7 protein-coding genes are annotated in these 9,127 nt (G+C 70.8%); 2 read left to right on the top strand and 5 right to left on the bottom strand.

The window, feature by feature from the left end:
* Positions 1 to 13: 13 nt before the first annotated feature.
* The 3 genes from RUH65_RS14350 to RUH65_RS14340 all read right to left on the bottom strand — a co-directional run bounded on the left by RUH65_RS14350 (position 14) and on the right by RUH65_RS14340 (position 4,365).
* Entirely contained in the window at positions 14 to 2,227 is a 2,214-nt protein-coding gene (locus RUH65_RS14350; RefSeq protein WP_313818273.1) for a tannase/feruloyl esterase family alpha/beta hydrolase, read from the bottom strand.
* A gap of 174 nt (positions 2,228 to 2,401) precedes the next feature.
* On the bottom strand, positions 2,402 to 3,871 hold the full coding sequence (locus tag RUH65_RS14345; RefSeq protein WP_313818272.1) for an MFS transporter: 1,470 nt from the start codon (positions 3,869 to 3,871) through the stop codon (positions 2,402 to 2,404).
* A gap of 137 nt (positions 3,872 to 4,008) precedes the next feature.
* Entirely contained in the window at positions 4,009 to 4,365 is a 357-nt protein-coding gene (locus RUH65_RS14340; protein ID WP_313818271.1) for a VOC family protein, read from the bottom strand.
* Between the two features lie 119 nt (positions 4,366 to 4,484).
* Here RUH65_RS14340 and RUH65_RS14335 point away from each other — a divergent pair, with 119 nt between their 5' ends.
* The gene (locus RUH65_RS14335; RefSeq protein ID WP_313818270.1) at positions 4,485 to 5,651 is read left to right on the top strand and encodes an epoxide hydrolase; all 1,167 of its coding nucleotides are present in this window, start codon (positions 4,485 to 4,487) and stop codon (positions 5,649 to 5,651) included.
* A gap of 154 nt (positions 5,652 to 5,805) precedes the next feature.
* Here RUH65_RS14335 and RUH65_RS14330 read toward each other — a convergent pair whose 3' ends face one another.
* Complete coding sequence (locus RUH65_RS14330; protein WP_313818269.1) at positions 5,806 to 6,804, bottom strand: MDR family oxidoreductase; 999 nt, start codon at positions 6,802 to 6,804, stop codon at positions 5,806 to 5,808.
* A gap of 147 nt (positions 6,805 to 6,951) precedes the next feature.
* Complete coding sequence (locus RUH65_RS14325; RefSeq protein ID WP_313818268.1) at positions 6,952 to 7,962, bottom strand: LysR substrate-binding domain-containing protein; 1,011 nt, start codon at positions 7,960 to 7,962, stop codon at positions 6,952 to 6,954.
* A gap of 71 nt (positions 7,963 to 8,033) precedes the next feature.
* On the opposite strand from RUH65_RS14325, the gene RUH65_RS14320 reads away from it, so the two are divergent.
* Positions 8,034 to 9,127 (top strand): putative sulfate exporter family transporter (locus RUH65_RS14320; protein ID WP_313818267.1); only part of this gene is annotated, 1,094 nt, incomplete at its 3' end.

Genomic DNA, 9,127 nt, shown 5'->3' with positions numbered 1-9,127 from the left:
CACCAGGCGAGGGTCACCCCCGGCCGGCCACCAGGTACTCGTACCGGTAGAGCAGGGTGGCTGTCTCGGCACGGGTGATCTGCTGGTGCGGCTTGTAGGTGCCGTCACGGTAGCCCTGCGAGATGCCCTCGGACGCCATCCAGGTGATGGCCTCGTAGTGGGTATCGGTGGTGTCCACGTCCGTGAACTCGCTCTCCTCCGGGCCTTGGTGTGCCGGGTCCACGGCACGGTAGAGGAAGGAGGCGAACTCGCCGCGGGTCACGGACTGGCCGGGCCGGAACTGTCCGTCGGCATAGCCGAGGGTGATCTCCTCGCCGGCGGCCCAGCTGATCGGGGTGAAGAAGGTGGAGCCCTCGGGCACATCCGTGAACGTGGCGTCGCCCGGTTCGGCGTCCGGAGCGAGGTGCCGTTGGAGGAAGGCCACGGACTCGCCGCGGCTGATGTCCCGGTACTTGCCGAAGGAGCCGTTGGCGTACCCCTGGGTGATCCCCGCCACCTGCAGCCACCGCACCGGGGCGTAGTACGAGGAGTACGGCTCGTTGTCGGTGAAGTCAGCCAGCGTCTCCGTGGTCACGCACTCGAAGGAGTCGGCCGAGTCCTCGGAGCCGGCGCCCTGGTACTCGGGCCACGCCGGGTACTGGCACATGGGCCGGGTCCGGTCCGTGCCCTCATTGGCGTCCTCGGCGGTCAGGGTGCCCGGCGCCGTGCCGTCCTCCACCCAGCCGGCGAGCACGCCCAGCCCGTCCCACGTGGCGTTGAACGGTCCGAAGCCGTGGCCGAGTCCCGGGACCTTGTAGTACCGGGCGCTGTCCGCGAGCTCCTCGCCGAAGATCTCGGTCTGCTGCTCCCAGTAGGCATCCGAGTTGTGCGGGCTGATGAAGTCGTCCGCCGTGCCATGGGTCATGAGCAGCTTGCCGCCGCGGTCGAAGAAGGGCTCCAGGCTCACATCGGAGACATCCGTGATGGCCGCGAGCTCCTGGATCCGCTCCTCCCATTCCGTGGGGTCGAACTCCATGGCGTCATAGTCCGGGTCCTGGGTGATCAGGTACTTCACGTTGGTGGCACCGACGCTGTAGAGCAGGCCCTCGCTGCCGGACAGGGGATTGGACGGCTGCGGCTCGGCCCCGAAGTTCGAGGCCTGCCAGAGGGCGCCCTCCAGGATCGGCCAGCGCCTGGCCTCGGTCTGCCCGGCGATCTCCACGCCGGGGGTGTAGCTGGAGTGGACCGTGCCGATGGCCGCGATCTGCTCCGGCGTCAGGCAGGCGTCCTCGTCCGTGGCGCCGGCCTCGCAGCCCAGCAACTGCTCGACCGCGTCGATGGTCAGGACCTCGTTGCAGCCCGCCACGTTGGAAATGATGCCGTCCGCCGCGCCATCGAGTTCCACGGTGTCACACACCTCGTAGACGGTGTCCGTCAGCAGTGCCGTGTCCTCCGGGCTGAGCCACGCCTCGCCGCCCTCGGCGTACATGGCCCGGCCGGCATTCAGTGAGGACAGGTGCAGCATCATGACGTTGTAGGCCGGGTAGTTGGCCACCACGCCCTCGTAGTCGTCCGGGTACCGGGCCGCGGCGTCCAGCGCCTCATGGCCACCCTGGGAGCCACCGATGAAGTAGGCGAACTCTGACTCCTGGCCGTAGTACGTGTCCATGAGGATCTCGGAGACATCATGGGCCTTCTTGATGGAGTACAGGCCGTAGTCCTTCAGCGATTCCTCGTTGAGGGCGAACTCGGCGTCGAAGCCGGCCTCCGACTCGTGGCCTCCGTCCGAGCCGAGGGTCGTGTAACCCTGGGCCAGCGGAGTCTCGAGATCCTGCGGCTGCAGGCTGTGGTGCCCGGTTCCGGTCACGAGGGTGCCGTTGAAGGCGCCGCCACCGAACTGCAGCGACTTCCCGTTCCAGCCGTCCGGGAGATTCACCTGGAAGGTCACGCCGGGGGCCTCCGGATCGACCGGCAGGGTCTTGCCGATCACCTGGCAGTAGGACCCGTCCGCCTCGTCCGAGACATGCTCGGCGCTGTTCACGACGGCGCCCGAGGTGGGCACCCCGATCTGTTCGGCGTCGATCTCCAGCCCCGCGAGGGTGGAGCAGTTCTCAGCGCCGCCGGATCCCACGTCTGCCGGGGCTGTTCCCCCGGCGGCCTGGGCCGGGGCCGAGAGGCCCACCGCCACCATGGATACCGCCGCCACGGTGCAGGCCAGCCGCCGTGCACCGTCCTTGAATCTGGACATGATGATTCCTCCCCGAGTGATGGCTTCCGGCGGTGCCGTGCGGGAGGACCCGCGATTCACTCGCCGTGGAACCCGCCGAGAACGGCCAGGATGGGTTGCCAGGGCGAGGAGAGCGCCGACGGACTGTGGCCATATCGTGGATCCAGCACCGCAAGTGTGTCAAGGATCACACCGTCAGGTGGAAGGCTGCGGCCGCTCCGGCCCCTCTGTACCTCCCTTCGCCGGGATCATTACCGCGACGCCGGCCGCCACCAACGCTGCGCCGGCACCGCACAGCAGGGCCACCAGGAAGCCGGTCTGGGTGGGCACCGGGACGCCGGCCACCTGCTGGGACAGGGCCCCGAGCAGGGCGCCGATCACGGCGGCGGAGATCGTGGTGCCCAGCGAGCGCATCAGCGCGTTGAGCCCGTTCGCCGAGGCCTTCTCCGTGGCCGGCACGGCGCTCATGATCAGGGCGGGCATGGCGCCATAGGCGAAGCCGATGCCACAGCCGACCAGGGCCCCCGCGCAGCACAGCAACACCAGGGTCCACAGGATCGTCGCGCCGTCGGCGGGCCCCGGGGCGCGGCTGCCGAGGGTCGCGAGGATGAGGGCGGTGGCCCCGTAGCCGGCGGCGATGATGACGCCGGCCAGGGTGAGGGTGAGCTTCGGGCCCTTCCGGTAGCTGATCCGCGCGCCGAGCCCGGAGACGGCCATCATGCCCAGCCCCAGGGGGGCCATCCACAGGCCCATCTGGATCATCGACTGGCCCAGCCCGTACCCGAGGTCCACGGGCAGCTGCATCACCTGCGGGATGATCAGGTTCATCGCGTACATGCTGAAGCCGAACAGCACCGAGGCGAGGTTGGTCAGCAGCACCACCGGCCGCAGTGTGGTCCGCAGGTCCACCAGCGGCCCCGGCCGGCGCCATTCGTAGGCGCCCCAGGCCACGAGCACGACGACGGCCACCCCCAGGCTGCCCAACGTCAGGACGCTGCCCCACCCCCATTCGGCACCCTTGGAGATGCCCAGCAGCAGCGAGGTCAGCCCGACGGCCAGGCCGATCGCGCCGACCACATCGAAGCCGGCGGGCTTGCTGACAGTCCCGGCCGCGGGGCGGAGTGCGGGGACGATGAGGGCAATGGCGACGGCCGTGGCCACGGCGATGGCCGCCGTCGCCCAGAAGAGCACTCGCCAGCTGGCGAATTGGGCGATGGCCGCGGCCACCGGGATGCCGAGCGCGCCGCCGATTCCCATGGACGAGCTCATCAGGGCGATGGCCGAGCCGGCCTTCTCCCGGGACAGCACGTCATGGATCAGGGAGATGCCCAGCGGGATCATGCCGGTGCCCAGGCCCTGGAGGCCGCGGCCGAGGATCATGACCACCACGTCCGTGGCCAGGGCGCAGACGATGGAACCGAGGATGAACGGGGTGACCGCCACCAGCATCATCCGTTTCTTGCCATACAGGTCCGCCAGCCGGCCCATCACCGGCGTGCTCACGGCTCCCACGAGCAGGGTCACGGTGATCACCCAGGAGGCGGTGGCCACGTCCGTGCCGAAGATGACGGGCAGCTCCCCCAGGATCGGCACCACGAGAGTCTGCGCCAGGGACACCACGATCCCGGTGGCGGCGAGCACGGCGACCAGCAGCCGCGGGTTCACGGCCGGAGGGGAGACCTTCGGGTGATCGATCTGAGGCGCGGGAGGGGGCGCGGTCTGAGATCGGCTGACGGCGCTGTTCCGCGCATCTGAAGGTGGCACTCGTGCATGCTACAGACCCGGCTGCCTGAGAACGTGGATCAGGACGTGGACCAGGCCGCCAACTCGTTGCCGCCGGGATCGGTGAAGTGGAACCGCCGGCCGCCGGGGAACTCGTAAGGCTCCTGGGTGATCTGCCCGCCGGCCGATCGCACCGCCTCCACGGTCGCGTCGAGGTCGTCCGAGTAGAGGATGACCAGGGGCATGCCGGACCCGGCGGTTGCGTGGGGGTTCAGGCCGCCCACCTCGCCGTCGCCCTCGGGCGCCCGGATGCCCGCGTAGTCAGGGCCGTAATCGTTGAAGGCCCAGCCGAAGGCCTCTCCGTAGAAGGCCTTGGCCCTGTCCAGGTCCGGGGCGGCGAACTCGACGTAGTCGATGGTGTGGTGGGTGGGTGCCATCGGCCCATCGTAGGGACGCCGGGGGGACGGCGTCGATGATTCGGTGCTCCGTCCCTTCAGGGTGTTCCGTCCCTCCAGAGGGTGTCGCGCCCCGACGTGCCGTGCGCCACACTGAGGCCATGACAACGGACGACCCTCGCCAGCCCGAGCCCTTCGACCTGCACATTCCCGCGTCCGCCCTCGAAGATCTCGAGCGGCGGCTGGCCCACACCCGGCTGCCGGACCCGGCGCCGGGTGAGGCGTGGGAGCACGGCACCGACGTCGGCTGGCTGGCCGATCTGGTCGACTACTGGCGAGACGGGTTCGATTGGCGGGCCCAGGAGGCCGAGCTGAACTCCTTCCCGCAGTTCCGCAGCGAGGTGCGGGGGATTCCGCTCCACTTCCTCCACGTCCCCGGCCAGGGGCCGGCACCGATGCCCCTGCTGCTCAGCCACGGCTGGCCCGGCTCGGTGTTCGAGTTCCTGGACCTCATCCCCCGGCTGACCGATCCGGCCCGCTTCGGCGGAGACCCGGCCGATGCGTTCACCGTGGTGACGCCCTCCCTGCCGGGCTACGGGCTGTCCTTCCGGCCGGGGCAGCCCCGGCTCGCCGTGCCGGAGATGGCCGACGTCTTCGCCGAGCTGATGACGGACGTCCTCGGCTACCGCACCTTTGCCGCCCAGGGCGGGGACGTGGGCGCACACATCGTCGCCAGCCTCGCCGTCCATCACCCGGAGCGGCTGACGGGACTCCACCTGAACTTTCTGATCGGACTGCCGGGCTCCGTTCCCGCGGAGGAGGCCACGGAGGAGGAGCGGCGCTACCTGGAGCAGCACGCGGAATGGCGTCGGCAGGAGGGCGCCTACGCGCAGATCCAAGGCACCAAGCCGCAGACCCTCGCCGCCGCCCTGATGGACAGCCCGGCCGGACTGGCGGCGTGGATCGGGGAGAAGTTCCACACGTGGACGGATCACGGCGGTGACGTGTTCGAGGCAGTGGACCGGGACCGGATGCTGGCGAACATCACCCTGTACTGGTTCACCGGGGCCATCGCCTCCTCCTTCTGGCCGTACCGCGGTCAGGTCCAGGGCATCGGGCCCCTGTCCGGCGGCGCCACCGTGGAGGTGCCGACCGGCTATGCCGCCTTCCCCGCCGAGATCCGCATCCCGCCGCGGAGCCTGGCCGCCCGGCACTTCACCGACCTCCGCCGCTGGACGCAGATGGACCGCGGCGGGCACTTCGCCGCCCTCGAGCAGCCTGAGGCGCTGGCGCGGGAGATCACGGAGTTCTTCCGCGACCTCCGGTGACGGTGGCGCACCCTGCTCCGCGCCCCCGCGCCACCGCGCCCCCGCGCCACCGCGCCACCGCGCCGCCGCGGCATGGTTCCGGTCGCCGGGGCCGCACCCGGATCGTGCGGTGCGCCGGGCGGCCTGCTGAACCGCGCCGCCGTCGTAGTCCGGCCTAGCGGTTGACGTCCACGACGGTGCGCCCGCGGGTGCGTCCGGCCAGGATCTGCTCGGCGTAGGGGATCGTGTCCTCCAGGCCGATCGTCGTGGTCATCTCGTCCAGTTTCCCCAGGTCCAGCTCCGTGGCCAGTGCGTCCCAGGCCCGTTGCCGCAGCTTCCGCGGGGCCTTGACGGAGTTCGCGCCGGTGAGCGTGACCCCGCGCAGGATAAAGGGCGCGACGGACGTGGGGAGGTCCATCCCCTGGGCGAGGCCGCACGCCGAAACGGTGCCGCCATACTGCGTCTGCGCGAGGACGTTGGCCAGGGTGGTGCTGCCGACCACGTCGACGGCCCCGGCCCACCGCTCGGACTGTACGGGTTGTCCCAGCTCGTCGGAGAGCTCGTGGCGGTCGATCAGGTCGGCGGCGCCGAGGCCGCGGAGGTAATCGCCTTCCTCCTCGACGCGTCCGGTGGAGGCCACCACGCGGTAGCCACGGCCAGCCAGCAGGGACACCGCCACGGATCCGACCCCGCCCGCGGCGCCGGTCACCAGGACGTCCCCGGACTCCGTGGTCACCCCCGCGTCCTCCAGCTGCAGCACGGAGATCATCGCGGTGAAGCCCGCGGTGCCGAGGGCCGCGGCCCGCTCCGGGCTCAGTGCCTCAGGCAGTTTCACGAGGGCGTCCGGCCGGACCCGGGCCCGAGTGGCGAAGCCGCCGTGCAGGGACTCGCCGATGCCGTCCCCGTTGAGCACCACGGTGTCTCCGGCGGACCAGTTCGAGTCCTCGGAACGGGTCACGGTGCCGACGATGTCGATGCCCGGGATGATCGGGAAGCTCTGCAGGATGCCCCGGCCGCCGCCATTGATGGCCATGCCATCCTTGTAGTTGTAGCTGGAGTAGAGCACATCCAGCTCCACGGTGCCGGATTCGCCGACGCCCACCAACAGCTGGTCCTCCATCACCTCTTTGACCTCTGCCTTGGCACCCTTGGCTGGCACGATCACTGCGCGCATGCGTCCTCCTTCGTTCAGTCTTCGTTCGATACCGGTGGCTCTTCTCCACTCACGGTACGGAGGAGCACCGCCGGACGCCATGGGCCCAGGGCGGCTTTCCCGCCGATCCTGGCTACTCCCGGTGATCATGACCGGGAATAGTCAGGATCACCGGGAATCTAGCGAGGGGCAGACTCCCGGGCCGCCGCCCAGGGCGACCTCGAGGAACTCGGCCGCCGTGCCGCCGTCGGGCAGCCGGCCCCGCCAGACGGCTTGGAGGATGCGATCGAGCTGTGGTCCGTGCGTCGGGATCTCGGTGAGCTGGCCGGAGCGCAGGTAGCCCTCCACGGCCAGGCGGGAGAGGACGGCGGGGCCGATGCCCTCCACGACCGCCTGGCAGATCGCCGAGTTGCTGTTGAGCTCCACGAGCGGGGCCGGGCGGTGGTCATCCACGAGCCGGTCGAGGAAGGCACGCGTGCCGGATCCCTCCTCCCGCTCGACCAGGGCGGTGGTGGCCAGCTCGGCCGGGTCCAGCGGCTCGGCGCGCCGGGCCCACGCGTGCGCCGGGCCCGCGACGACGACCAGCTGGTCCGTGAACACCGTGGCCGCGTGCAGGTCCGCCGGCAGGTCGGGGGTCTCCACGAAGCCCAGGGCCACCGTCCCGGCCGTCACCGCGTTGATGACCTGTGCGGAGTTCATCACCCGCAGCTGAGTGGCCACGCCCGGCCGCCGCGCGCGGAAGGCCCCGATCCAGCCCGGCAGCAGGTGCTCGGCGATGGTCATGCTCGCCCCGATCGCCAGCTCCTCCTGCCCCCGGTGGGCCAGCGCGTCGGCCCCCGCGGACAACCGGTCGACGCCATCCAGCACCTCGCGCGCCCACTCGACGGTCAGCACGCCCTCCTGCGTCAGGGTCGAGCCGCGGGTGGACCGGCGCAGCAGCGTGTAGCCCAGCCGCCGCTCGAGTGTCCGGAGGGAACGGGAGGCATTGGACTGCGCGATCCCCGCCGCCCGCGCCGAGGAACTCAGGCTCCCTCGATCGGCGACGCCCACCAGCAGACGCAGCATGGTCAGGTTCAGCCACGAGTCGATGTGCGGGGCGTGCGGTGGGGCGTTCTGCTGGGCGTGCTCCGGACCAGGCACACGGTTCTGCTGAGGGCCACGCTCTGCTGCGGTGGGCATATCACCATCATATGATCGCGTTGGTCCGGCGGGGGCTACTGCTGCTCGGGCGGGGCTGGAATCGTCGAGGGGTGCCCTTTCCCGACAGCCTCCACACCCGCTCCGCCGTACCCACGCCGCCCCCCGGGGCCGGCGGCGAGCGCAGTGCAACCCCCGCGGACCGGCAGAAGTCGTGGTGGGGCCACCGCCGGTTCCCGACGCCGGCCCTGCCCGGCCTCTCCGTCTGCCTCGCCGGGGCGGGGCTCGCCTGGGGGTTGGCTCAGGTGCTGCCAGGCGTCAGCCCGCTGCTCGTGGCGATCCTGGCGGGGGCCCTGTGGCGGAACCTGGTTCCGGTGCCGGCGGTGCTGGCGCCGGGGGTGGCCATCTCGGCCAAGAGGCTGCTGCGCACGGGGATCGTGCTGCTCGGGCTGCAGGTGTCCCTGACCTCGGTGCTGGACCTGGGCTTCGGGGTATTGGCCGTGGTGGTCGCGTCCGTGGCCGTGACGTTCTTCGGGACACTGTGGATCGGCGCCCGGCTGGGGATCTCACCGGCTCAGCGGCTGCTGATCGCCTCCGGGTTCTCCATCTGTGGCGCGGCGGCGGTGGCCGGTATGGACGGGGTGGCCAAGGCCAAGGAGGAGGAGGTCGCCACCGCCATCGCCCTGGTGGTGCTGTTCGGCACGCTCATGATTCCGCTGGTGCCGTTTCTCGGCGGGCTGCTGGGCCTGCCGGAGGAGACGATCGGGATTTGGATCGGTGCCTCCACCCACGAGGTCGCGCAGGTGGTGGCCGCCGGCGGGGCGGTGGGCGGTGGCGCGCTCGCCGTCGCCGTGACCGTGAAGTTGGCCCGCGTGCTGATGCTGGCGCCGATGGCGGCAGGGGTGTCGATCCACCAGCGGCGGCAGGGGGGTGCCGCGACCTCGGTGAAGCGCCCGCCGATCGTTCCGCTTTTCGTCCTCGGCTTCGTGGCGGCCATGCTTCTGCGGACCACTGGCGTGCTGCCTGAGCCGGCCCTGGACGTGGTCCAGGTCCTGCAGACGTTACTGCTGTCCGCGGCGATGTTCGCCCTGGGCCTCGGGGTGCACCTCAAGAGCCTCCTCCGCGTCGGGTACCGGCCGGTGCTGCTCGGACTGCTCTCCACGGTGGTCATCCTCGGGATCTCGCTGGGCGGGATCATCGCGCTGGG

This window comes from Citricoccus sp. (genome assembly GCF_032154715.1).
In the GTDB taxonomy this organism is placed as follows: domain Bacteria; phylum Actinomycetota; class Actinomycetes; order Actinomycetales; family Micrococcaceae; genus Citricoccus.
The sequence above is the reverse complement of the archived record's forward strand: the minus strand, read 5'-3'. Positions and strand labels throughout refer to the sequence as shown.